Here is a 23,419-nt window from a genome sequence, read left to right as displayed (position 1 = left end):
ACTCACCGTTTCCAGTGGCTATTCCGCAGAGAAGGGCACGTTCCCACGCGTTACTAACCCGTCCGCCGCTAGACCCGAAGGTCTCGCTCGACTTGCATGTGTTAGGCCTGCCGCCAGCGTTCGTTCTGAGCCAGGATCAAACTCTCAAGTTGAAAAGCTATTGCTAGCTTATCCTTGACGTCGAACCTCTGCACATCGACCTGTATCCCTTACTGAAAGATACAAGCCATTCTCTGTTTGTTGTGCTTCAGCTACAAAGTAGCGAAAGCCGTCCAAACAGTGAAGCTGACACTCTATCATCGGCCGAAGCCTAAGAGCGCGATATACAGACGTTGATCCATCGAATGAACCAAACCGCCCACATATCTCTTCAGATATCAAATTTTCAAACAACGTTGAGACAAAAGAAACTGAGATGCGCCCTAACTTCTTGGCGCGCCCCGCCCTAATACCTCGAATTTTTATCCACCTTCCGAACCGAACTCAGCGTCTCCGCTCTCGTCCGCCCCGTCTGGCGCCCCGCCGCTGCATCTCTGCGCCGCCGGTAGAGGGGGTTCTAAGGCCAGTGACAGAAACCCGCAAGCCATTTTTTGAGGTTTTGTGGAGTTTTTGTGAAAGGACTTCAAAGCCCAATTAGAACAGTGAGTTAACACCTTATATCATTTGCGAAATCCTGCCCAATCCCCACTTGCGCAGCCCCATTATGTTAACGCCACCAGTTATCCACAGGCCATAGAGCCCATAGGCGCGATTCAGGGGTGTGAATCACGGCTCTTAACTGCGAATCCGATTCACCCCGCCCTGCGAAAGCCTCTGCCGGATGCGCTTGAAGGGAAGGCGGTAGATCAAGAGCGCCAAGATCACTCCGGCGTAGATCAGCGGTTCCAATTGAAGACCCTTTGCCAGCCACAGAAAATGAAGCGCCGCCAGCAGCGCCGCGACATAGGTAAGACGGTGGAGTTTGCGCCAGCGGGCGCCAAGCTTGCGCAGGGACCAGTTGTTGGAGGTGGCCGCCAAGGGGATCAGACAAAGAAACCCCGCCATACCAATGGTGATATAGGGCCGCTTTAGAATATCCGCCCAGACTCGCGAGAGCGTCTGCACATCCAACACGGCCCAGACGGTGAGATGCGCAAGCGCATAGACAAAGGTCATAACACCAATGGCCCGGCGAAAGCGCAGTAAGTTCAGCCCAACTGTCCGGCGTAGGGGGGTGACAATCAGCCCAGCAATCAAAAGGCGCAGCGCCCATAGGCCATAGAGATGCTCCAGCCCTTTCACCGGATCACGACCCAGCCCACCGTTGAGCCCCTGATAGAAGAACCACGGGATCGGCAGGGCCAGCAGCAGATAGACGGACCAGATCGGAACGCGCCGGGCGAGACTGTTCAGAGTGTCAATCGCCCCCGCCATCACCCGGTCACCCCGGGCAACGCGCTTCCGCCGAGGCGGTCAAAAACTCTGTGCATATATAGTGTGTCGCGCATCAGAAGTTCGCGGTCAGGTCCATGCCCTCGTAGAGCCCTGCCACCTCTTCTTCGTAGCCGTTGAACATCAACGTCGGCTGACGCCGCGCAAACAGCCCGCCACCGATGGGGCGCTCATCGGCCTGCGACCAACGCGGATGGCTCACCTCGGGGTTCACGTTACTGTAGAAACCATATTCCCGCGGCGCGGCTTTGTTCCAGCTGGTGGGCGGCTGTTTGTCTGTCAGGGTGATCCGCACGACGGATTTGATCGACTTGTAGCCATATTTCCACGGCACCACCAAACGCAGCGGCGCGCCGTTCTGGTTCGGGATGTCTTTACCATAGATGCCGGTGGCCATGATTGTCAGCGGGTGCATCGCTTCATCCAGACGCAGCCCTTCGACATAGGGCCAGTCGAGCACGGGGAAGCGGACGCCGGGCATTTCCTCAGGCCGGTAGGCGGTCTCGAACGCGACGTATTTCGCACCGGATTGCACCCCGGCCATATTCAGCAGATCGGCCAACTCGAACCCGTTCCACGGCACCACCATCGACCAAGCTTCGACGCAGCGCAGGCGGTAGATGCGCTCTTCGACGGTCATGGCCTTCATGATGTCCTCAAAAGCGTAATCGCCTGGCTTGTCGACCATCCCTTCGATGGCCACTGTCCACGGCTTGGTCGTCAGGCTCCCTGCGTATTTCGCGGGGTCACCCTTGCCGGTGCCGAATTCGTAGTAATTGTTGTATTGGGTGATGTCCTCATAGTCATTCGGGGTCAGCCCCTCTTGGGCCATGGCCCCCTGCCCCAAGCTGGCAAGACCAAGCCCCGCCATGGCGCCGCCCATGATCTGACGCCGGTTGAGGTACTGCGCCTCGTCAGTCACGTCTCGGTCTGTCAGTCGATTGATCCAGCGATTGGCCATTTCAGCACTCCCTACTATACTCAATAGAAGTTAGCGCCCGCCGTGAGTGGCACCAAATCCTTTCGCCCGGATTTCAGCCAGCACACCGGAATGTCAGGCGCCGTTATTAAAGGAGTGCCGCCATGATCCGTTTCCTTTTTGCCGCCGGTCTGATGCTGGCCAGCGCCGCGCAGGCGGATGAGATGGTCACCTATACCACCGACCAAAGCTTCGGCGATGTGACCTTTGGGGTAGAGAATGCGATCCTGAACCAAGGGCTGATCCCCGAAAACGTCAGCCATGTGGGTGAGATGCTGGACCGCACCCGCGCGGATGTCGGCTCTGACGTAGTGCTGTTTGAGGCGGCGGAGGTGTTCAGCTTTTGCTCGGCGGCGCTGTCGCGCAAGGTGATGGAAGCGGATGTGATGAACATCGGCTTTTGCCCCTACGACATTTTCGTGATGCAACTGCCAGAGAGCGACGAGGTGACCGTCGGCTACCGCGCCTTCCCTGAGGGCGCGATGCAAGAGGTGCAAACCCTGCTAGATACCATCGTGAAGGAAGCGATTGGCGAATAATGGGCGCCTTTCGCGGGTTTTAGTCCAAGCAAAAAGGCCGGGAAAACCCCGGCCTTTCTTAACGTCTTGGGCGTTTAATGCACCGTGGCATCATCCGGTTTGGGCCGGTTCGACGCGGCCACCTGATCGCCAATGATCAGCCCATCGGCCCCGGCACGGACGGTGACGGTATCGCCGTCTTTCACGTCTCCGGCCAGCAGCATCTCGGCCAGCGGATCCTGCACGGTGCGCTGGATCACCCGCTTGAGGGGCCGCGCCCCAAAGACCGGATCATAGCCTTCGTCAGCCAACCACTTGCGCGCGGCGTCATCCAGATCAAGCGTGATCTTCCGCCCCGCAAGCCGCTTGAGCAGGCGTGCCATCTGGATATCGACGATCCCGTCCATATCCGCACGGCCCAGACGGTCAAAGATGATCGTCTCGTCCAGACGGTTCAGGAACTCAGGCCGGAAATGCGCCCGGACCGCGTCCATCACGTCGCGCTTGGCCCCGGCCATGTCACCCCCCTCGGGCAGTTGGCTCAGCGCCTGCGCCCCGAGGTTTGAGGTCAGGATGATTAGCGTCTGCTTGAAGTCGACCGTGCGGCCCTGACCATCGGTCAGCACACCATCGTCGAGCACCTGCAACAGCACGTTGAAGACATCCGGATGCGCCTTTTCGACCTCGTCAAAGAGCACGACCTGATAAGGACGCCGCCGCACCGCTTCGGTCAGCACACCGCCCTCGTCATAGCCGACATAGCCCGGAGGGGCACCGATCAGACGCGCCACCGAATGCTTCTCCATGAACTCGGACATGTCGATGCGGACCATCGCATTGTCGTCGTCAAAGAGAAACTCGGCCACGGCCTTGGTCAATTCGGTCTTACCCACGCCAGTCGGCCCGAGGAAGAGGAAACTGCCAAGCGGGCGGTTTTCGTCGTTCAGCCCCGCCCGCGCGCGGCGCACGGCATTTGCGACCGCTTTGACAGCCGCGCTCTGACCGATCACCCGATCATGCAACTGCTCTTCCATCCGCAACAACTTGTCCCGCTCCCCTTCGAGCATCTTGCCCGCGGGGATACCGGTCCAACGCTCGACGACGCTGGCAATCTGATCCGGGCGCACGGCCTCTTCGACCATCATGTCGTCTTCGCGGCCCTCGGCGGCCTCAAGGTCGCGCTCCAACTGCGGGATCACGCCATAAGATAGCTCGCCCGCGCGCGCGAGGTTGCCTTCGCGTTTGGCAATGTCGAGGTCCGCCCGCGCATGGTCCAGCTTTTCCTTGATGTCGCGCGCACCGGCCAGCTTGTCCCGCTCGGCCTGCCACTGCGCTGTCATCTCGGCGCTGCGGTCTTGCAGATCGCTCAGGTCTTTCTGCAAAGCCTCCAGGCGATCCTTGGACGCGGTATCGTCTTCTTTCTTCAGCGCTTCGGCCTCGATCTGAAGTTGCAGGATCTGACGGTCCAGCGCGTCCAGCTCTTCAGGCTTGCTGTCGACTTCCATCCGCAGACGGCTCGCGGCCTCGTCCATCAGGTCGATCGCCTTGTCGGGCAGGAAACGGTCGGTGATGTAGCGATGGCTCAGCGTCGCCGCCGCGACCAGTGCAGTGTCGGAAATGCGCACGCCGTGGTGCAACTCATACTTCTCTTTGATGCCACGCAGGATCGAAACGGTGTCCTCCACCGTCGGCTCCTGCACGATTACTGGCTGGAACCGCCGCGCAAGTGCTGCGTCTTTTTCGACATATTTGCGGTATTCTTCGAGCGTGGTGGCACCCACACAGTGCAACTCACCCCGCGCCAGTGCAGGTTTCAGCAGGTTCGACGCATCCATCGCGCCGTCGGCCTTACCGGCACCGACCAGCGTATGCATCTCGTCGATGAACAAGATCACCTCGCCCGCGGCTTCGGTCACCTCGGTCAGAACCGCCTTCAGCCGCTCCTCGAACTCGCCACGGTATTTCGCCCCGGCGATCAGCGCGCCCATGTCGAGCGCGAGCAGGCGTTTGTTGCGCAGCGATTCAGGCACGTCACCATGTACGATCCGCAGCGCCAAGCCTTCGGCAATAGCGGTCTTACCCACACCCGGCTCACCGATCAGCACCGGGTTGTTCTTGGTCCGGCGGCTCAGCACCTGCATCGCGCGGCGGATTTCCTCATCCCGGCCAATGATAGGGTCAATCTTGCCCTCTTCGGCCCGCGCGGTCAGGTCGAGGCTGTATTTCTCCAAAGCCTCATAGCTGTCTTCGGCGGTGGCGCTGTCGGCCTTGCGTCCCTTGCGCACATCATTGATCGCGGTGTTCAGGGCTTGGGCCGTTACTTTGCCCGCTTCCAACGCCGTCTTCGCGCCAGACTTCACCATGCAAAGCGCGGTCAGAATGCGTTCGACAGTAACGAAACTATCGCCCGCTTTCTTGGCCATGGTTTCGGCCTCGGCCAATACTTTGGCGGTGGTGCCGTCCAAATAGACCTGCCCCGCATCGCCGGTGACTTTCGGGATTTTGCCAAGCGCGAGGTCAAGCGCCTGCATCACGCGCGCACCATCGCCGCCCGAGGCCGCGATCAGGTTGCGCGCCAGCCCTTGGTCGTCGTCCAGCAGTGCTTTGAGTACATGTTCAGGGGACAGCCGCTGATGGCTTTCCCGTGTCGCAATGGTTTGCGCCGCCTGAATAAAGCCGCGCGATCTTTCCGTGAACTTGCTCAAGTCCATGGGTCTCTCCTTTTCTACAAGCGCTCCAAAATGCTGCGCCCGATATGTGGCACGCAGCGGTCTGAGCCTCGGTATCAATTTGGGAAGCGGTGCTGCGGGTTCAAGACCGTATGGGCGCAAAATACAGCCCTGAAAGAAGCTGCCAATAGGAAGAATTCAGCCAATAAGGCGAAAATACGGCAACTTTGCGTCAAAAAATACCATACTATGCCATTGATATAAATACATTGTTAACCTTTATCCACAGAAACTGTAACCATAATGAAACCATTTGGCTGCCTCTCGCGTTTATTCCGCAGACGAGAGCAGGACGACAAAGCCTGCCAAGGTTCAGAAGAACACAAGAGGTGAAACGATGCAGACGCGCCCTATCCAGTTGACAGATGTCACCTACAATGCGGCCACTCAGTGTTTCGAAGCGCTGGTGACCGTCCAAGACGGGGAGCAGCTGCGCCGCTACGCTTGTGCCATCGATGCCCCGATCACCATGTCATACCGCGATGCTGCTGACGGCCTGTCCCGTCAAGCGCTCCGCCGCCACGCAAAGAAGCGTGGTTTGAGTTCCGAAGTCCTGCGCCACGTCCCCGCTCAGCGGGCCGGACGCCGCAGCTTCGATCCGCTGCGTTGGTTGGAAGAGGTCATGGACCTCCCCGGCCGCGACGCAGCCTAACCCCCTTCCGCGCGGCTCCTGCCTGCCGCGCGGCTGCCCGCGGACCTGCCGCCACCTCATCTGTCCCGAGTTGGCGATCCGCATACCAGAGACCAGTGCCTGCCTGCTAAGTCTCTGAACACTTGGCCCGGACCCGCGATGCGGTGTTCGGGCCTCTTTTTTGCCTGCTACCCTCATGAATGATGGACTTGCCCCGCGCCGCGGCGTAGGTCAAAGCCGTTTGAAAATTGGCAGGAGCCCTCGCATGTCTGATGACCGTCTGATTGTCGCCCTTGATGTTCCCCATGCGGTCGCGGGGCTGGAACTGGCCGAAAAGCTCGGCGATGCCGTGGGCTTTTACAAAATCGGCCTTGGCATGCTGACGGGCGGCGGCTTGGCCTTGGCCAATGAACTGAAACAGGAACATGGCAAGCGCATCTTCCTTGATATGAAGCTTTTCGACATCGGTGCCACCGTAGAGGCGGCGGTGCGCGGGCTGGCCCAGTTCGATCTGGATTTCCTGACCGTCCACGGCGACCCGCATGTGGTGGCGGCGGCCAAGCAAGGGGCCGCCGGCACCGACATGAAGATCCTCGCCGTCACGATCCTCACCTCGCTTGACCGCGCCGACCTTGACGCCGCGCTGATCCAACCGGGCGATCTGGGCGATCTGGTGCTGACCCGTGCGGGCCGCGCGTTGGACGCAGGCGCAGATGGCGTCATCGCCTCTCCTCAAGAGGCCGCCGCGATCCGCGCCCTCCCCGAAGCGAACGGCAAACTTATCGTCACGCCGGGCGTGCGCCCCCAAGGTGCCGCATTGGGCGATCAGAAACGGGTCGCCACCCCCGGTCAGGCCATCGCGGATGGCGCCGATCACATCGTGGTGGGCCGCCCGATCTGGCAGGCCGAAGATCCCGCTGCCGCTGCCCGCGCCGTGCTTCAGGAAATTTCTGAACGTTAACAAGAGCCTCCCTCCGCCCTGTAGCAAATCGACCACAGCGCGCCGGGATGCGCCGCGGGGGCGGCCATCAATGCTAGGCGAAAACCGCGTAACATGTTATGTTGAACTCAGGTGATACTCCCCGACGAACTGGTTCTTCCTGATGTTCGTCACCTCCCCCCGCCCACGCAGGCGGGGGGCCTTTATTTCCCCCTCTAGTGCTGGTCTTTTTCTGTCGCGCTTTGCGCCAGATAGACCCGCAAGCGGTCCTGAAATGCGGGCACCGCGCGGGGATGGGTCAGAAACTCATCCTGCGTCATTAAACGCCAGCGCTGCCCCTCGTCGCCAAAGACGATCTCGGCCTCTGTCTCGGCGGGCAAGCGTGCAACGAAGAACCATTTGATCCGCCCCGCCTCATCAAAGCTGCCTTGCCAGATCACCGCGTCTTCGGGCACCACGATCCCCAACTCTTCGCGGCATTCGCGCAGCGCGCAGCCCAGCGGGGTCTCTTCCCCCTCGCGGCCCCCACCGGGCAGATCCCAATGATCCGCAAAGGGCAGGCCCGGCGTGTCATCGCGCAGGATCACGGCCAGCTTCTCTCCAAGGTAAAGCGCCAGCTTTGCGCCATCAAAGCCCATGTTAAATCCCTCGCGATCTGGTTAGAATCGTCGCCCGAACCCTGCCCTCCCGGTGTACTCATGGCTACCCTCTGTCGCGACTGTCTTTCTGAAATCGTTCCGGCGCGGCGCTGTCCGCGCTGTGGCAGCCCGCGTGTGCTGTCCCACCCGGAACTCTTCGACCTGTCAATCGCCCATATGGATTGCGATGCCTTCTATGCCTCGGTGGAAAAACGCGACAATCCCGAACTGGCTGGCAAACCCGTCATCATCGGCGGCGGGCGGCGCGGGGTCGTGTCGACCGCCTGCTATGTTGCGCGGATCCGCGGCGTGCGCTCGGCCATGCCGATGTTTCAGGCGCTCAAGCTGTGCCCCGAGGCGGTGATCATCAAGCCACGCATGGAGGTCTATGTCGAAGCCTCCCGCGCGATTCGCGCGATGATGGAAGAGATGACCCCGGCGATTGAGCCCTTGTCGCTGGACGAAGCATTTCTCGATATGACCGGCACCGCGCGGCTGCACGGTCAGCCCCCGGCGGTGATGCTGGCGCGTTTGGTGCGGCGGATGAAGGTGGAACTAGGGCTGACAGGTTCTATCGGGCTGAGCCATAACAAGTTTCTGGCCAAGGTCGCCTCGGACCTCGACAAGCCGCATGGGTTCTCTGTCATCGGCGCCGGCGAAACGGCGGCGTTTTTGCGCGACAAACCGGTGGGCATGATCTGGGGCGTCGGGGCCGCCACGCAGACCGCGCTGGAAAAGGCCGGCATCCGCAGTTTTTCCGATCTGTTGCGGTGGGACCAGACCGATCTCATCGCCCGCTTTGGCAGCATGGGCGACCGGCTCTGGCATCTCGCGCGCGGCCAAGACAAACGGCGCGTGTCGCGGCACCGTCCGGTGAAGTCGATCAGCAACGAGACGACATTCTCTGACGATACGGGCGATGCGGAGATTCTGGACGGCCATATCTGGCGTTTGGCGGAAAAGGTGGCGGACCGCGCCAAGGCGAAAGAGATGGCAGGCCGGGTGGTGACGCTTAAACTGAAACGCGCCGATCACTCTTTGCTATCACGCCGCCTGTCGCTGCACGATCCGACGCAATTGGCCGACCGCATTTATCGCACCGCCCGCGCCCTGTTCGATCAGGTCGACCACAATAGCGCCTATCGGCTGATCGGCGTGGGGCTATCGGATCTCTCGGGCGCAGAGGGGGCGGATATGGCCGGCGATCTACTTGACCCCAGCGCCGCACAGCGCAGCCGCGCCGAACGCGCAGCCGACAGCATCCGCAGCCGCTTCGGCGAGAAAGCAATCGTGAAAGGCCGCGCCCTGCGCTGACCTACTCCGCAGCGAGGGGAAGCCGCTGCTGCCCGATCTGCGCCACTTCGGCCACCACACGCTGCAGCGCCGCCTGCACCGCCTCGAAAGCACCGTTGGGCCGAATCAACCGCTCGTTCATATAGAGCGCCCGGTCGATCTCGACCTGCACGGCATGCTGCCCGCGCGAGGGACGGCCATAGGCTTGGGTAATATAGGCCCCGGCAAAGGGCGAATTGCGCGTCACCACGAACCCCGCCTCGACAAAGGCGGCTTCGATCCGGTCGACCACCTCGCCCCCCGCCGCCGCGCCAAAGCGGTCGCCCAACACGACATCGGGCCGCCGCATCCCGCCGCGCGCAACGCCGTCCATCGCCTCATGCGGCATGGAGTGGCAGTCGACCAACACGGCCTGCCCGTGTCGGCGATGCGCCCCGCTTAGCAACTCTTGCAGTTTCGCGTGATAGGGCCGCCAGTAGCTGTCGATCCGCAGCTGCGCCTCTTCTTGCGAGAGCTTGCCGCGATAGATCGCCCGACCATTGGCCACCACGCGGGGAATCACCCCCAGCCCCGAGGCCACGCGCGGGTTATGCCCCTGCCGCGGGATCCCTTCGATGACCGATGGGTCCAATTCCTCTGGCGCGCGGTTGAGGTCGATATAGGCCCGCGGCGCACCAGCTTTGATGAAAGAGGCCCCATGCAGCGGCGCGCAATCGAACAACAGATCGACAAAAGCATCCTCGGACGAGCGGATCGCATGTTCATCCAAAACCGACCGCCGCAGGAAAGACGCCGCATAATCCCGACCCGAATGGGGCGAGGCAAAGACCACGCAAGAGCGGTTTCGGTCGGGATGCAGTACTTCGTAGGCGGTCATCGGCATAATAATTCCTTCTAAGTCGAACATAGCGTGTTTATTCCGCTCCAAAAGCCCTTGATCCCGTCGCCGACTCCTTTTATAGCACCCCAACGGCGCGAAATTTCGCGCCCCATTTAGTTTTGGGGCCGGTATGGAAACGCTTAAAAGTGGGTGATTAGCTCAGCGGTAGAGCACTTCGTTGACATCGAAGGGGTCACTGGTTCGATCCCAGTATCGCCCACCATTATTCATCGACCTGTCTATGGCAGGTTGCCCGCAACCCAGGCGCTGGCCCGCGCCACGACATGAGGAGACGACCATGAAGGTTCGCAATTCGCTCCGCTCGCTCAAGAATCGGCATCGCGATTGCCGTGTTGTGCGTCGCAAAGGCCGCGTTTACGTCATCAACAAGACGCAGCGCCGGTTCAAAGCCCGTCAGGGCTGAGCTTCGCAGCTATTCGGTTTAAAGGCCGCTCCTTCGGGGGCGGCTTTTTTCGTTGCGCCTATCTGCTTGCAACCCCGGCGCAAAACCCCACCTTCAAAGCAGACTTGAATAACAAGGAAGACCATCATGTCGGACACGCCCGAATATACGCCGCCAAAGGTTTGGAAATGGGAATCAGAAAGCGGCGGCAAATTCGCCAGCACCAACCGGCCCATCGCCGGTGCGACCCATGACAAGGACCTGCCCGTCGGCGACCATCCCTTCCAACTTTATTCCCTTGCCACACCCAATGGCGTCAAAGTCACGGTGATGTTCGAAGAACTGCTAGAGGCGGGCCATAAGGCGGCTGAATACGACGCTTGGCTGGTTGATATTTCCGAGGGCGATCAGTTCGGTTCGGGCTTTGTCGAGGTGAACCCCAACTCTAAAATTCCCGCGCTGATGGACCGCTCTGGCGATGCGCCCCAGCGGGTCTTCGAATCGGGCGCGATCCTGCTCTATCTCGCTGAGAAGTTTGGCGCCTTCCTGCCACAAGACCCCACCCGTCGGACCGAGGCGCTGTCGTGGCTCTTCTGGCAGATGGGCAGCGCGCCCTACCTTGGCGGCGGCTTCGGCCATTTCTACGCCTACGCCCCAGAGAAGTTCGAATACCCCATCAACCGTTTCGCGATGGAAACCAAGCGTCAGCTTGATGTAATGGACAAGCATTTGGCCGAGCATGAGTATTTCGCCGATGAATACTCCATCGCCGATATGGCGATCTGGAGCTGGTATGGTCAATTGGTGCTCGGGCGGCTCTACTCGGCGGCTGAGTTCCTTGACGTGACGTCTTACAAAAACGTGATGCGTTGGGCCGAAGCGATTGACGCACGCCCTGCCGTGACCCGGGGCCGTATGGTCAACCGCGCCTTCGGCGATGACCTGTCGATGCAACTGCATGAGCGGCACGACGCCAGCGATTTCGACACCAAGACCCAAGACAAGATCGGCGGCAAGGACTGACCGCATAGCCCTCGGCCTCGTGCGGCCGGGGGCTTTCCGACCAAATTTATCGGAATTGGTTGCAGGGCCGGATAAAACCTGTTTCTTACTATTTCAGTCAAGTTATCCCAAATGGAACAGGACCCTGATATGACCTTCTGCAAAACATCGACTGCCGCCGCTGCGCTGATGGCGCTGGCCCTTCCTGCGCTGGCCGATGGCGAGTTGAATCTCTACTCTTCGCGTCACTACGACACTGACGAGCGGCTCTACTCCGACTTTACCGAAGCGACCGGCATCACCATCAACCGCATCGAAGGCAAAGCCGACGAACTGCTGGCCCGTATGGAAGCCGAAGGCGCGAACTCCCCCGCCGACGTCCTGCTGACCGTGGACACCAGCCGCCTCAAGCGCGCCAAGGACATGGACCTGCTGCAAGCGGTCGAGAGCGACACGCTCGAAGAGCGCATTCCCGGCAACCTGCAGGACGACGACAACCAGTGGTTCGGCCTGTCGCAGCGCGCGCGGATCATCTTCTACAACAAAGAGACGATGGACAATCCGCCAGCGACCTACATGGATCTTGCCGATCCGGCCTACAAAGGTCAGGTCTGCATCCGGTCCTCGACCAACACCTATAACCAGACACTGCTGGCCTCCATCGTGACCCATGAGGGCGAAGAAGCCGCGACCGACTGGGCGCAGGGCGTGGTCGACAACATGGCGCGCGCACCCCAAGGCGGTGACACCGACCAGCTGCGCGGCATCGTTTCGGGTGAGTGCGACATCGCGGTCTCCAACAGCTATTACTTCGCGCGCGCGATCCGCACTGATGTCGACGGCGTGAGCGCCGATATCGGCAAGATCGGCCTGATCTGGCCGGACCAAGAAGGCAACGGCGCGCATATGAACCTCTCGGGCGGCGGCGTGGCCAAGAACGCCCCGAACCGTGAGAACGCGGTGAAATTCCTTGAGTATCTCGCCTCCGATCAGGCGCAGGTCTATTTCTCGGCGGGCAACGATGAATTCCCCACCGTGGAAGGCGTAGAACTGGCCGACAGCGTCAAGCAGTTGGGTGAGTTCAAAGCCGACGAGGTGAACCTGTCGGACGTGGCCGAGAACATCGGCACCGCGCAGAAGATCTTCAACTCGGTCGGCTGGGAATAATTCAACCTAGCGAGTAATGCAGAAGGCGGGCTTTCGGGCCCGCCTTTTTTTATGCGCGGCGCTTCCCGCAAGCGCCCGCCCGGGGGCACCCCGGGCATCACCCTCCCCCTCATCGCGCCCCGGCCCGGAATCAAGCTGCAGGCGCCGGGCCATCGCCTGCCCGTCCCGGCGGGGAGGCGATTTGGTGAGGCAGGGCAAGCCCTAGCGAACACACACCAAGATTGCACCCTAAAGTGGCACCAAGGCACGTCAGGATCGCCACCCCACGAGCAGGCGCTAGCCCTTGTGGCTTACCGCTGACGCCCCACCTGCCGACAGATCAAGATCACCGGCAGCAGCCCCATCGCCACGATCACCAAGCTCGGCACCGCCGCTCCGTTCAAGCGTTCATCACTCGCCAGCCGGTAGGCCTGCACCGCCAGCGTGTCATAGTTGAAAGGCCGCATGATCAGCGTCGCGGGCAGTTCCTTCATCACGTCGACAAAGACGATCAGCAGCGCGGTCAGCAGGCTCGGCGCAAGGATCGGCAGATGCACCCGGCGCAGCGTCCCCAAGGGCGTCTGCCCCAGTGACCGCGCGGCGGCGTCCATATTCGCATGCACCATCGACTGCCCGCCCTCATAGGCCCCAAGCGCCGCAGCGAGGAAGCGCACCAGATAGGCCAGCACCAAGAGCCAAATTGAACCGGTAATCAAAAGCCCGGTGGAAACATCAAAGGTCTCGCGCATCCAAGCGTCGAGCGTGTTGTCGAAGGCCGCGAAGGGCACCAGCAGCCCCACGGCGATCACCCCGCCCGGCACCGCATAGCCCAACCGCGCGACATAAGCCGCCCCCTGCGAGACCCGGCCCGGGCGCAGCCGCCGGTAAAACCCCACACTGATCGCCGCCAGCACCGTCAGCGCAGCCGCGACCCCCGCCAGCGTTACCGAGTTGCGCATGAAACCGAGGTAGCGCGGGCTGAAAAGGCTCTGCTCGCTATCAAGCCCCATGGTCACGAGGATGACCACCGGCAGCACCGCGCCAAAGAGCACCGGCACACCACAAAGCACGATCGCCGCTGCGGCCTGCCAGCCTTTCAGCTCGGCTGGCGGTGCGGATTGGGTCCGGCGCGCGGGGTCGTGATACTTGGCCTTGCCGCGCTGCGCCCGCTCCAGCATCGCCAGCAACAGCGCGAAACTCAGCAGGCAAAGCGCCAGTTGCGCGGCGGCGGCCCGGTCGAACATGGAGAACCAGCTGGTGTAGATGCCGGTGGCAAAGGTCTGGACGCCGAAATAGGCCACGGTGCCGAAATCGGCGATGGTCTCCATCACCGCCAGCAACACGCCGCCCGCAATGGCGGGCCGCGCCAGCGGCAAGCTGACCTTGAAAAACGCGGCCCAAGCGCTGGAGCCGAGCGCGCGGGCGGCCAGGAATGTCGTACCGCTTTGCTGCAGAAAAGCGGCGCGAGCCAGCAGGTAGACGTAAGGATAAAGCACCAACACCAGCATCGCCGCCGCCCCGCCAAGCGAGCGGATCTCGGGGAACCAGTAGTCACGCGGGCCCCAGCCCGTCACGTCGCGCAGCATGGTCTGCACAATGCCGGGATGGTCGAGCACATGGGTATAGGCGTAGGCCAGCACATAGGCCGGGAAGGCCAGCGGCAACACCAGTGCAATCTCCAACAGCTTGGCGCCGGGGAAACGTGTCATCGTCACCAGCCATGCCGCCCCCACACCGATGGCAAAGGTGCCGAGAGATACCAGCAGCACCAGCAGCAACGTCGTCACCGTGTAGCGGCCCAGCACCGTGTCGATCAGATGCTGCACCGTCTCCGTCCCGCCACTCAGCGCGGCGATCAGGACCGCCAGCATCGGCAGCGCACAGATGGTGGCGACGGTCAGGGCGACAGCCGACAGCGCGCGCAGCCCGTCGCGGGCGCGGCGCAGATGGGGCGTCTCAGAGGAGGCGGTGTTCAGCGTCATGCGCCCTATTTCGACGATTTCACTCGGAAATGCCAGAGGGCGCGACGCCGCGCCTCAATCGTAGCTGCGAGTATCTTCGATCACCAACCCGTCGCGCGGCAGGCTGCCGGGGGCAACCAGCTCGACCCGGCCCTTGAGCTTGAGTAGATCGGCCACGGATCGGGCATAAGCGTCCTTGTCCACTCCGGCGGTTTCGATCTGCACGGTCATCACATCGGCCTCGCCTTCCCGGCTGGCGATGACGCGGGCCTTTTCGATCTCCTCGTGTTGGGCAACCAGTGCCGCCACCTGCTCGGGCCGGACGAACATGCCCTTGATCTTGGTGGTCTGATCGGCGCGGCCCATCCAGCCCTTGATCCGCATGTTGGTCCGTCCACAGGGGCTTTCGCCCTCCAAAACGGCACTAAGGTCGCCAGTGGCGAAGCGAATGAGCGGGTAATCGGGGTTCAGCGTGGTGACCACCACCTCACCGACCTCACCGGGCGCGACCGGGATTCCGGTGCCGGGAGTGACGATCTCGACGATGACCTGCTCGTCGACGATCAGCCCCTCCATCGCCGGGCTTTCATAGGCGATATTGCCCAGATCGGCGGTGGCATAGGATTGCAAACAGGTGATACCGCGCTCTTGATAGAAGGCCCGCAGGCTGGGGAAAAGCGCGCCGCCGCCGACTGCCGCCTTGGTGATTTTCAGCTCAACCCCCATGGCATCGGCCTTTTCCAAGATCACCTTGAGATAATCCGGCGTGCCCGCATAGGCGGTTGAGCCCACATCACGGGCGGCGGTGACCTGTAGCTCGGTCTGGCCAGTGCCTGCGGGCAAGACGGTCGCCCCGACCGCGCGCGCCCCGGATTCGAAGATCATGCCGGCAGGGGTCAGGTGGTAGCCAAAGCAGTTGTGCACCACATCGCCCGCGCCGATGCCCGCGGCATGCAGGAAGCGCCCCATCCGCCACCAGTCAGGATCGTTGCTGGAGGGCTCGTAAATCGGGCCGGGCGACTGGAAGACATGGCTGAACTCCGTCACCGGCTTGGTCGTGAACCCGCCGAAGGGCGGCTGCCCCGCCTGCGCCTTGCCAAGCTCAGATTTGCGCAGCACCGGCAGATCGGCCAGCGCAGCGGCTGAGGTGATCTGTGATGCGTCCACTCCTTTGAGCGTGTCGCCATAGCCCGGCAAACCCTGTGCACGGGCGATCTGCTGCGGCAGCGCCTTGGCCAGATCCGCCGCCCGTTGATCGGCGCTGCGGGTTTCCAGATCGTCGAAATGGGGCTTGGTCAGCATCCCTGTCACTTTCCTGCTATGGCATCACTGGAGAGGGCACAGGCCCGCTCTGGTCTTGTCTTGGGTCTTTCTGGTCCGGTCGGGTACCGGCTTAACTCAGCCAGCGTTTGCGGCGGCGGTAGCTGCGCACGTCGCGAAAGCTTTTGCGGCCCTCGTCGGACATGCCGAGGTAGAATTCCTTCACGTCTTGGTTCTCACGTAGGTCCTTGGCGGGACCGTCCATCACCACGCGCCCCGATTCGAGGATGTAGCCGTAATGCGCAAAGCGCAGCGCGACGTTGGTGTTCTGCTCGGCCAGCAAGAAGGTCACGCCCTCCTGTTCGTTCACCGATTTCACGATCTCGAAAATCTGCTCAACCAGTTGCGGCGCAAGGCCCATCGATGGCTCGTCCAAAAGGATCGTCTCAGGCCGTGACATCAGGGCGCGGCCAATGGCGCACATCTGCTGCTCGCCGCCCGAGGTATAGCCAGCCTGCGAGCGGCGGCGCTCTTTCAGGCGGGGGAAATAGTTATAGACCATCTCAAGGTCCTGCTGGATCGCGGCATTGCCATCGGTGCGGGTATAGGCACCGGTCAGCAGGTTTTCTTCGATGGTGAGGTGCTCAAAACAGTGACGGCCTTCCATGACCTGCACGACACCTTTCTTCACGGTCTCGGCAGGATCCTGATGCTGGATCGGACCGCCGCGGTATTTGATAGAGCCTTTGGTAACCTCGCCTCGCTCCGAGGCCAGCAGCCCCGAGATCGCCTTGAGCGTCGTCGTTTTGCCCGCGCCATTGCCGCCCAGCAGCGCGGTGATGCCGCCCTTGGGCACATTCAGGCTGACGCCCTTCAGCACGAGGATGACGTGGTTGTAGATCACCTCGATATTGTTGACCTCAAGCAGGTTGTCGACTGCGACGTCATTGGTGTTGGCGGCATCCAGCATGGGAAGGACCTTTCTTGGCGCTTGGGTAGGTTCCCGGCCACCCAGAAGGGCAGCCGGGAGCGGTATCTTAGCAGTTGCCTTCGATGGCGTTTTCGTCGGCATAGGCCGAGCTATCCGCATCGATCAGCGGCTGGATCACGTCTTGATCCGACTGCATGAAGTCCGACACGAGGTTCCATTCCTTGGCTTCCGCATCCCACTGGGTCACGGCGACAAAGCCCTCACCACCGTGATTTTCACAGGAGACCGAGAACTCAGGCCCGAAGTCCGGCAAGCCAAGCGCCGCCATCTTCTCTTCGGTGATCTCAAGCTGCTCCATCCCGTCGCGCATCTGGCCGCCGGAGATGTCGCTCACACCGTGGATTTCCTGTGCCGTACGGGCCGCTTCAGACACCAGCATGGCGGCATAGACGCCACGGTTATAAAGCACCGAACCAACCTGATCGCCTGCGCCGGCAGCTTTGCCCGCATCGACGACGTATTTCTGCAGATCGTCATAAAGCGGATAGTCGGAGCCCACGTTGTGGAAGGTAAGTGCCTTATAGCCATCGGCTTTGGCACCCGCCGCCAGAACGTCGTTTTCCGAACCGGACCACCAGATGCCGATGAATTTGTCCATCGGGAAGCGGATGTTGGCAGCTTCTTGAACCGCGACTTGGTTCATCACGCCCCAGCCATACATGATCACGTAGTCAGGCTTGTCGCGGCGGATTTGCAGCCACTGCGATTTCTGCTCCTGACCGGGGTGATCGACGGGCACTTCTTTCAGCTCGAAACCATGCTTCTCGCTAAGCTCTTGCAGCGTGCGGATCGGCTCCTTGCCATAGGCGGAGTTGTGGTACACGAGCGCGATCTTCTTGCCCTCAAGGCTGCCGCCTTCCTGCTCCATGATGTGCTTGATCGCAACCGACGCGCCATCCCAGTAGTTCGCCGGGAAGTTAAAGACGTGGCTGAAAGTGTTGCCGTTCTTGGCTGAGGTGCGGCCCAGACCGGAGGTCAGCATCGGGATGTCGTCGGCGGTGACTTTGGGGATCAGCTGGTAGGTGATGCCGGTCGAGAGCGGCTGATACACCAGCGCGCCTTCGCCCTTGGTCGACTCGTAGCACTCAACGCCTTTTTCGGTGTTATAGGCGGTCTCGCACTCTGGCACACGGATGGTTTCGCCACCGATGCCGCCGTCACGCTCGTTCAGCAACGTGAAGTAATCGGCGTAACCGTCGGCGAAGGGGATGCCGCCCGCCGCGTAGGGCCCGGTACGATAGCTCAGCGATGGAAAGACAAGGTCCGCCATCACGGGGCTTGCGGCCATCAGGCCAGCTACGGCCAGTGTTCCCAGTTTATATTTCATCGGTGTTTCCTCCCTTGGATTGTCCGACTTGGGTGTTTGGGCCGGGTTTCCTCCCTCCGGCCTCGCTTTTCATGGCCGTCCCTTAGTGCGGGAAGGGCCACAATCTCAGTTTTTCCTTGGCCACGCGCCACAGCTGTGCCAGCCCGTGCGGCTCTGCGATCAGGAAGATCACGATCAGCCCGCCGACGATCACCAGCTGAAGATGCGCCACGATATCCGTGGGCCAGCCCAGCCAGTCGACGCCGACGATCTTCAATAGCACCGGCAGCAACACAAGGAACGCGGCCCCCGCAAAGCTGCCAAAGATGCTGCCCAATCCTCCGATGATGATCATGAAGAGCACAAGGAACGATTTGTTGATGCCGAAGGCTTCGCCCACTTCGACCGCGCCGAGATAGATCGAGAAAAACAGCGCGCCGGAGATGCCGATGAAGAAAGAACTCACCGCAAAGGCCGTCAGTTTCGCACGCAGCGGGTTCACCCCGATGATCTCGGCCGCGATGTCCATGTCGCGGATCGCCATCCATTTACGTCCCACCGAGCCGCGCGTCAGGTTGCGCGCCACCAGTGCCGAAAAGACCGTGAAGATCAGGCAGAACATATAGGTGGCCCAGGCTTCGGCGCTCGGTCCGGTGATCAGGATGCCAAAAGTGTCCCGCTCAGGTGCGCTGATCTGGCCGGAGGCCGAGTAGTTGTAGAACCACGGCACCCGGTTAAACAGCCACACAAGGAAGAACTGCGCCGCCAGCGTCGCCACAGCAAGGTAGAACCCCTTAATCCGCAGGCTTGGCAGGCCGAAGAGCGCCCCAACGGCGGCGGTGATCAACCCGGCGAGCAGGATATGGATGAACATGCTCACATCTGGCATCGCCGTCATCAGTTTGTAGGAGGCGTAAGCGCCCACCGCCATGAAGCCCCCGGTGCCAAGGCTGACCTGCCCGCAATAGCCGACAAGGATGTTCAGCCCGATCGCCGCGATGGCGTAGATCAAGAAGGGCAGGAACAGCGAGTTTACCCAGTAGTCATTGACCATAAAGGGAATGACAAAGATCGCGACAAAGAGCACCACATAGTAGCGGTAGCGGTCGAACTTGATCGGAAAGGTCTGCTGGTCTTCGGCGTATGTCGTGCTGAAATCGCCTGCTTCACGATAGAACATTAGACTGATTTCCCTTCTGCGATCATTGTGTCGTTGGATGCACAGCGGCGCATCATGTCTGTATCAATCCGGGGCTCCGCCGTTTGAGCAGGCGAAACTGTCCCCCGGACAGTTTCCGGGTAGCCTGTATCAAACCCGCTCAATGATCTTCTCCCCAAACAGGCCCTGCGGGCGGAAGACGAGGAAGACGAGCGCCAGCATATAGGCGAACCAGTTCTCGGTCGCGCCGCCAAGGAAGGGGGCACCGATCAGGAACTCGAACAGCTTCTCACCCACACCGATGATCAGCCCGCCGACAATCGCGCCGGGGATCGAGGTGAAGCCGCCCAGCATCAGCACCGGCAGCGCCTTGAGCGCGATCAGCGACAGCGAGAACTGCACGCCCGACTTGGCGCCCCACATGATGCCCGCCACCAGCGCCACAAAACCCGCCAGCGACCAGACCAAGATCCAGATGAAGTTGAGCGAAACCCCCACCGACAGCGCGGCTTGGTGGTCATCCGCCACGGCGCGCATGGCGCGGCCCTGTTTGGTGTATTGTGCGAACATCACCAGCCCGATCACAAGGATCGCCGCGACGATGGAGGCCACGATATCGAGGTTGTCGATAAAGAAGCCGTAGCCGGTGGCCTCAAAGGTGAATTCGTCGATCCAGACGTTGATGCCCTGCGGCAGACCGACATCGAGCGTCTTGATCTCGGATCCCCACATCAGGTCACCCACGCCTTCGAGGAAATAGGCCAGGCCGATGGTCGCCATGAACAGAATGATCGGCTCTTGCCCCACAAGGTAGCGGAACACGAAACGCTGCACGCAATAGGCCAGCACGATCATCACGATCATCGTTAACACAATGGCAAGGAAGGCAGGCACATGCCAACCAAAGTGATGCACTTCGGTGCCCAAGATCGCGTTGATCAGATGGCTAAAGGGCACCTGCCCGTCCATGATCCCGACCAGTGTCAGCGCGGCAAAAAGCGCCATAACACCTTGGGCATAATTGAAAATACCCGAAGCCTTGTAGATCAGCACGAAGCCAAGCGCGACGAGCGCATAAAGCACCCCGGCCATCAGCCCGTTGAGAAAAACCTCAATTGTAAACGCCAGTTGCTCAGGCATCATTGGCCCTCCCCAAAGTCAGAACGGCTGTGTCATTGCGGGTGTTGGTGCGGCGCTCAGTCATGGGCCACCCCCAGATAGGCGTCGATCACCTCTTGATTGTTGCGCACGTCATGGGGCGAGCCGTCACCGATCTTGCGGCCATAGTCCATCACGACCACGCGGTCGCTAAGGTCCATGACCACGCCCATGTCATGCTCAATCAGCGCGATGGTGGTGCCGAATTCGTCATTCACATCGAGGATGAAGCGGGACATGTCCTCTTTTTCCTCGACGTTCATGCCCGCCATCGGCTCATCGAGCAGCAGGATCGTCGGCTCAGCCGCCAAGGCGCGGGCCAGTTCGACACGCTTTTTCAGACCGTAAGGCAGACGCGCGACCGGGGTTTTGCGGATCGCTTGAATCTCCAGAAAGTCGATGACCTTCTCGGCGATCTCGCGGTTCTCCACTTCTTCGCGCTCGGCTTTTCCCTTCCACAGGGACTGCGCCAGCAGGCCCGATTTCATCTGGGTCAGACGGCCCGTCATCACGTTGTCGAGCACTGACATGCCTTCGAAAAGAGCGATGTTCTGAAAGGTCCGGGCAATGCCCTGCTGCGCCACCTGAAACGGCTTCATGGGCGGGCGCTGCGCGCCTTTGTACCAAACCTCACCCTCCTGCGGGACGTAGAAGCCGCTGATTACATTGAGCATCGAGGACTTCCCCGCCCCGTTCGGCCCAATAATCGCGCGGATTTCACCCTCGCGGATGTCGAATGAGATGTCCTTGATCGCCTCCACGCCGCCAAAGCGCAGGGTGATGTTCTTCATCTCCATCACCGTCGGGCCGATGGTGCGGCCGTCGTCGGTGACATAGCTGTCAGCCTGATCTTTCACGCTGTCCCTTTCCATAGTTCCCGCCTGCCCGGCGCTGGCCCCGGCCGCGCTCATTCCGCTGCCATCTTGTGGCTGGTCGGCTGCACCGCCGCGTCGCGAATTTCGAGCGTCGCCTTGATCGAGCCCTTGCGGCCGTCCTCATAGGTCACTTCCGTTTCGGTGCTGACCTGTTTGGAGCCGTCATAAAGCGCGGTGATGATATCGGCGTATTTCTCTTCGATGATCTTGCGGCGCACTTTGCGGGTGCGTGTGAGTTCACCATCGTCGGCGTCCAACTCTTTGTGCAGCACGACAAAACGGTGCACCTGACAGCCCGAAAGCATCTCATCCTCGGCGACCGAGCGGTTCACCTCCTCCACATGGCTTTGGATCGTGTCCATCACCTGCGGATGCCGCGCCAGTTCTTGGTAAGAGGCGTAGCCGATGTTGTTGCGCTCGGCCCAGTTGCCCACCGCCGTCAGGTCAATGTTGATGAAGGCGGTGCATTCGTTGCGCTGGTTGCCGAAAACCACGGCCTCAAGGATGTTGGGGAAGAACTTGAGCTTGTTCTCCACATATTTCGGCGCAAAGAGCCGCCCGTCGGCCATCTGGCCCACGTCCTTGGCGCGGTCGATGATGCGCAGGTGGCCCGAGCCTTCTTCGATAAAGCCCGCATCGCCCGTGGCGACCCAGCCTTCGGCATCTTTGGTGTCTGCGGTGCTTTCGGGGTTCTTGTAGTATTCCACAAAAACACCCGGCGAGCGGTAGAAGACTTCGCCATTGTCCGCGATTTTCAACTCCACGCCGGGGCAGGTCACGCCCACGGTATCACTGCGCACCTCGCCATCGGGCTGGGCGGTGATGAACACCGTCGCCTCGGTCTGGCCGTAGAGTTGTTTGAGGTTGATGCCGAGCGAACGGTAGAAGTCGAAAATCTCCGGCCCGATCGCCTCGCCCGCCGTATAGCCAACACGCACGCGGCTGAACCCGAGCGTGTTTTTCAGCGGGCCATAGATCATCAGCTCACCAAGCGCATATTTCGCACGGTCCATGAACGACACCTTCTTGCCGTCCAAAATCGCAGGCCCAACCTTGCGGGCATGGGCCATGAAGGTATCGAACAGCCATTTCTTGAAGCGGCTCGCGTCTTCCATACGGATCATAACGCTGGTCAGCTGCGTCTCGAACACACGCGGCGGAGCGAAGTAATAGGTCGGCCCGATCTCGCGCAGATCGACATGCATGGTGTCGGCGCTTTCAGGGCAGTTGGTGCAGAACCCGGTCCAGAGCGCTTGGCCCACGGAGAAGATGAAATCCCCAACCCATGCCATCGGCAGATAGGCGAGGATCTCGTCCGTGCGACGCAGATTGTCGAACTCTGACGAAGATTTCGCCGTCTCAATCACGTTGCGGTTGCTCAACACCACGCCCTTGGGCTTACCTGTGGTGCCCGAGGTGTAAAGCATCACGCCGGTCGAGTCGTAATTCAGCTTGGCCTGACGCGCCTCCAACTCGGCGATGTGCTTTTCGCGGTTGGCCCGGCCCAGTTCCTGCACGGCGCTGTATTGGTCCAGCTTGGAGTGGTCGTATTTACGCAGGCCTCGCGGATCGAGATAGACCATCCGCTCAAAGTCAGGCAGCTGCGCCTGCACTTCAATGATCTTGTCGACCTGCTCCTGATCGCCCACCACGGCGATGCGCGCGCCGCAGTGGCCCATGACATAGGCCATCTCTTCGGCGTTGGCGTCTTGGTAAAGCGGGACGGGGATGGCGCCAGCCATCTGCGCCGCCATCATCGCCCAATAGAGGTATGGTCGGTTGCGCCCGATAACAGCGACGAAATCGCCCTCATCCAGTCCCAGCTCCAAAAATCCGAGCGCCAGCGCCTCAACCTCGTCGCGGGTTTGCGACCAGGTCCAGCTTTGCCAGATCCCGTATTCCTTCTCCCGGTAAGCGGGGGCGTTTGCGAATTCACTTGCGTTGCGATGCAACAGCGCCGGCACGGACTGAGGTCCGTCGGCACGCGTCAGCGGCTTGGCCAAATTGTCTTCCTCCCATGCCCGCCCTCCCCGGCGGGTTCGATCGCTTGTGCGATTCTATGATCTCACAAGTGACGTTGTCTTAGGTGTGGAGGTCAACTTTTTCCTGATCTTTTCCG

The 23,419-nt window shown here is 61.0% G+C and carries 20 protein-coding genes, 1 tRNA gene and 1 rRNA gene; 8 read left to right on the top strand and 14 right to left on the bottom strand.

Annotated features, from left to right (window positions below; genetic code table 11):
* The 3 genes from A3722_RS19600 to msrP form a co-directional block, all read right to left on the bottom strand.
* A 16S ribosomal RNA gene (locus A3722_RS19600) occupies positions 1-152 on the bottom strand; the annotation flags it as partial.
* Positions 153-774: 622 nt separating this feature from the next.
* Complete coding sequence (msrQ, locus tag A3722_RS19595) at positions 775-1,413, bottom strand: protein-methionine-sulfoxide reductase heme-binding subunit MsrQ (protein ID WP_067630013.1); 639 nt, start codon at positions 1,411-1,413, stop codon at positions 775-777.
* Between the two features lie 73 nt (positions 1,414-1,486).
* Positions 1,487-2,392: a protein-methionine-sulfoxide reductase catalytic subunit MsrP gene (gene msrP, locus A3722_RS19590; protein WP_067630015.1), complete on the bottom strand. Its 906-nt coding sequence runs from the start codon at positions 2,390-2,392 to the stop codon at positions 1,487-1,489.
* A 122-nt stretch (positions 2,393-2,514) separates the two neighbouring features.
* Between msrP and A3722_RS19585 the strand changes: the two genes are divergently transcribed.
* Positions 2,515-2,949 carry a hypothetical protein gene (locus A3722_RS19585; RefSeq protein ID WP_067630017.1) on the top strand — a complete coding sequence of 145 codons (435 nt, stop codon included), beginning with the start codon at positions 2,515-2,517 and terminating at the stop codon, positions 2,947-2,949.
* Positions 2,950-3,023: 74 nt separating this feature from the next.
* Here the strand turns inward: A3722_RS19585 and clpB are convergent, their stop codons facing one another.
* Positions 3,024-5,639, bottom strand: a complete 2,616-nt coding sequence (gene clpB / locus A3722_RS19580) for an ATP-dependent chaperone ClpB (RefSeq protein WP_067630019.1) — start codon at positions 5,637-5,639, stop codon at positions 3,024-3,026.
* 355 nt (positions 5,640-5,994) lie between these two features.
* Here clpB and A3722_RS19575 point away from each other — a divergent pair, with 355 nt between their 5' ends.
* Together A3722_RS19575 and pyrF are read left to right on the top strand one after the other, a co-directional pair.
* Positions 5,995-6,309, top strand: coding sequence for an orotidine 5-phosphate decarboxylase (locus A3722_RS19575; RefSeq protein WP_067630021.1), 315 nt, complete (start codon positions 5,995-5,997; stop codon positions 6,307-6,309).
* A gap of 244 nt (positions 6,310-6,553) precedes the next feature.
* Positions 6,554-7,249, top strand: a complete 696-nt coding sequence (pyrF, locus tag A3722_RS19570; RefSeq protein ID WP_067630027.1) for an orotidine-5'-phosphate decarboxylase — start codon at positions 6,554-6,556, stop codon at positions 7,247-7,249.
* Between the two features lie 194 nt (positions 7,250-7,443).
* On the opposite strand, the gene A3722_RS19565 is transcribed toward pyrF, so the two are convergent.
* Entirely contained in the window at positions 7,444-7,866 is a 423-nt protein-coding gene (locus A3722_RS19565; RefSeq protein WP_067630031.1) for an NUDIX hydrolase, read from the bottom strand.
* A gap of 60 nt (positions 7,867-7,926) precedes the next feature.
* Between A3722_RS19565 and A3722_RS19560 the strand changes: the two genes are divergently transcribed.
* Positions 7,927-9,180 carry a DNA polymerase IV gene (locus A3722_RS19560; protein WP_082849550.1) on the top strand — a complete coding sequence of 418 codons (1,254 nt, stop codon included), beginning with the start codon at positions 7,927-7,929 and terminating at the stop codon, positions 9,178-9,180.
* A gap of 1 nt (position 9,181) precedes the next feature.
* On the opposite strand, the gene A3722_RS19555 is transcribed toward A3722_RS19560, so the two are convergent.
* A complete protein-coding gene (locus tag A3722_RS19555; protein WP_067630037.1) occupies positions 9,182-10,042 on the bottom strand; it encodes an N-formylglutamate amidohydrolase in 861 nt (286 codons plus the stop codon).
* Positions 10,043-10,187: 145 nt separating this feature from the next.
* Here A3722_RS19555 and A3722_RS19550 point away from each other — a divergent pair.
* The 4 genes from A3722_RS19550 to A3722_RS19535 all read left to right on the top strand — a co-directional run bounded on the left by A3722_RS19550 (position 10,188) and on the right by A3722_RS19535 (position 12,611).
* A tRNA-Val gene (locus A3722_RS19550) sits at positions 10,188-10,262 on the top strand.
* Positions 10,263-10,337: 75 nt separating this feature from the next.
* Positions 10,338-10,463: a type B 50S ribosomal protein L36 gene (gene ykgO, locus A3722_RS19545; protein WP_005850168.1), complete on the top strand. Its 126-nt coding sequence runs from the start codon at positions 10,338-10,340 to the stop codon at positions 10,461-10,463.
* A 126-nt stretch (positions 10,464-10,589) separates the two neighbouring features.
* On the top strand, positions 10,590-11,465 hold the full coding sequence (yghU, locus tag A3722_RS19540; protein ID WP_067630040.1) for a glutathione-dependent disulfide-bond oxidoreductase: 876 nt from the start codon (positions 10,590-10,592) through the stop codon (positions 11,463-11,465).
* Positions 11,466-11,594: 129 nt separating this feature from the next.
* On the top strand, positions 11,595-12,611 hold the full coding sequence (locus A3722_RS19535; RefSeq protein WP_067630043.1) for a Fe(3+) ABC transporter substrate-binding protein: 1,017 nt from the start codon (positions 11,595-11,597) through the stop codon (positions 12,609-12,611).
* Positions 12,612-12,901: 290 nt separating this feature from the next.
* On the opposite strand, the gene A3722_RS19530 is transcribed toward A3722_RS19535, so the two are convergent.
* From A3722_RS19530 to A3722_RS19495, 8 genes are all read right to left on the bottom strand, one after another.
* Entirely contained in the window at positions 12,902-14,572 is a 1,671-nt protein-coding gene (locus A3722_RS19530) for an ABC transporter permease (protein ID WP_067630046.1), read from the bottom strand.
* A gap of 54 nt (positions 14,573-14,626) precedes the next feature.
* Complete coding sequence (locus A3722_RS19525; protein WP_067630049.1) at positions 14,627-15,853, bottom strand: phenylacetate--CoA ligase family protein; 1,227 nt, start codon at positions 15,851-15,853, stop codon at positions 14,627-14,629.
* A gap of 91 nt (positions 15,854-15,944) precedes the next feature.
* Positions 15,945-16,781 (bottom strand): ABC transporter ATP-binding protein, encoded by an 837-nt coding sequence (locus tag A3722_RS19520; RefSeq protein WP_067630052.1) that lies wholly within the window; start codon positions 16,779-16,781, stop codon positions 15,945-15,947.
* 67 nt (positions 16,782-16,848) lie between these two features.
* Complete coding sequence (locus A3722_RS19515) at positions 16,849-18,129, bottom strand: ABC transporter substrate-binding protein (protein ID WP_067630058.1); 1,281 nt, start codon at positions 18,127-18,129, stop codon at positions 16,849-16,851.
* Between the two features lie 82 nt (positions 18,130-18,211).
* Positions 18,212-19,288 (bottom strand): branched-chain amino acid ABC transporter permease, encoded by a 1,077-nt coding sequence (locus A3722_RS19510; protein WP_067630061.1) that lies wholly within the window; start codon positions 19,286-19,288, stop codon positions 18,212-18,214.
* Positions 19,289-19,417: 129 nt separating this feature from the next.
* Positions 19,418-20,407, bottom strand: a complete 990-nt coding sequence (locus tag A3722_RS19505) for a branched-chain amino acid ABC transporter permease (protein WP_067630075.1) — start codon at positions 20,405-20,407, stop codon at positions 19,418-19,420.
* A 56-nt stretch (positions 20,408-20,463) separates the two neighbouring features.
* Positions 20,464-21,282 carry an ABC transporter ATP-binding protein gene (locus A3722_RS19500; RefSeq protein WP_067630078.1) on the bottom strand — a complete coding sequence of 273 codons (819 nt, stop codon included), beginning with the start codon at positions 21,280-21,282 and terminating at the stop codon, positions 20,464-20,466.
* A 50-nt stretch (positions 21,283-21,332) separates the two neighbouring features.
* Positions 21,333-23,303, bottom strand: coding sequence for an AMP-binding protein (locus A3722_RS19495; RefSeq protein WP_067630072.1), 1,971 nt, complete (start codon positions 23,301-23,303; stop codon positions 21,333-21,335).
* Positions 23,304-23,419 lie beyond the last annotated feature (116 nt).

Origin of the sequence: Sulfitobacter sp. HI0027 (assembly GCF_001634775.1) — a bacterium.
Classification (GTDB): domain Bacteria; phylum Pseudomonadota; class Alphaproteobacteria; order Rhodobacterales; family Rhodobacteraceae; genus Sulfitobacter.
This window is presented reverse-complemented; position numbering and strand designations above follow the sequence as displayed.

Excerpts from the sequence above, each read along its gene's own strand:
- msrQ (WP_067630013.1), bottom strand. The coding sequence starts at position 1,413 with ATGGCGGGGGCGATTGACACTCTGAACAGTCTCGCCCGGCGCGTTCCG.
- msrP (WP_067630015.1), bottom strand. The coding sequence starts at position 2,392 with ATGGCCAATCGCTGGATCAATCGACTGACAGACCGAGACGTGACTGAC.
- A3722_RS19585 (WP_067630017.1), top strand. The coding sequence starts at position 2,515 with ATGATCCGTTTCCTTTTTGCCGCCGGTCTGATGCTGGCCAGCGCCGCG.
- clpB (WP_067630019.1), bottom strand. The coding sequence starts at position 5,639 with ATGGACTTGAGCAAGTTCACGGAAAGATCGCGCGGCTTTATTCAGGCG.
- A3722_RS19575 (WP_067630021.1), top strand. The coding sequence starts at position 5,995 with ATGCAGACGCGCCCTATCCAGTTGACAGATGTCACCTACAATGCGGCC.
- pyrF (WP_067630027.1), top strand. The coding sequence starts at position 6,554 with ATGTCTGATGACCGTCTGATTGTCGCCCTTGATGTTCCCCATGCGGTC.
- A3722_RS19565 (WP_067630031.1), bottom strand. The coding sequence starts at position 7,866 with ATGGGCTTTGATGGCGCAAAGCTGGCGCTTTACCTTGGAGAGAAGCTG.
- A3722_RS19560 (WP_082849550.1), top strand. The coding sequence starts at position 7,927 with ATGGCTACCCTCTGTCGCGACTGTCTTTCTGAAATCGTTCCGGCGCGG.
- A3722_RS19555 (WP_067630037.1), bottom strand. The coding sequence starts at position 10,042 with ATGCCGATGACCGCCTACGAAGTACTGCATCCCGACCGAAACCGCTCT.
- ykgO (WP_005850168.1), top strand. The coding sequence starts at position 10,338 with ATGAAGGTTCGCAATTCGCTCCGCTCGCTCAAGAATCGGCATCGCGAT.
- yghU (WP_067630040.1), top strand. The coding sequence starts at position 10,590 with ATGTCGGACACGCCCGAATATACGCCGCCAAAGGTTTGGAAATGGGAA.
- A3722_RS19535 (WP_067630043.1), top strand. The coding sequence starts at position 11,595 with ATGACCTTCTGCAAAACATCGACTGCCGCCGCTGCGCTGATGGCGCTG.
- A3722_RS19530 (WP_067630046.1), bottom strand. The coding sequence starts at position 14,572 with ATGACGCTGAACACCGCCTCCTCTGAGACGCCCCATCTGCGCCGCGCC.
- A3722_RS19525 (WP_067630049.1), bottom strand. The coding sequence starts at position 15,853 with ATGCTGACCAAGCCCCATTTCGACGATCTGGAAACCCGCAGCGCCGAT.
- A3722_RS19520 (WP_067630052.1), bottom strand. The coding sequence starts at position 16,781 with ATGCTGGATGCCGCCAACACCAATGACGTCGCAGTCGACAACCTGCTT.
- A3722_RS19515 (WP_067630058.1), bottom strand. The coding sequence starts at position 18,129 with ATGAAATATAAACTGGGAACACTGGCCGTAGCTGGCCTGATGGCCGCA.
- A3722_RS19510 (WP_067630061.1), bottom strand. The coding sequence starts at position 19,288 with ATGTTCTATCGTGAAGCAGGCGATTTCAGCACGACATACGCCGAAGAC.
- A3722_RS19505 (WP_067630075.1), bottom strand. The coding sequence starts at position 20,407 with ATGCCTGAGCAACTGGCGTTTACAATTGAGGTTTTTCTCAACGGGCTG.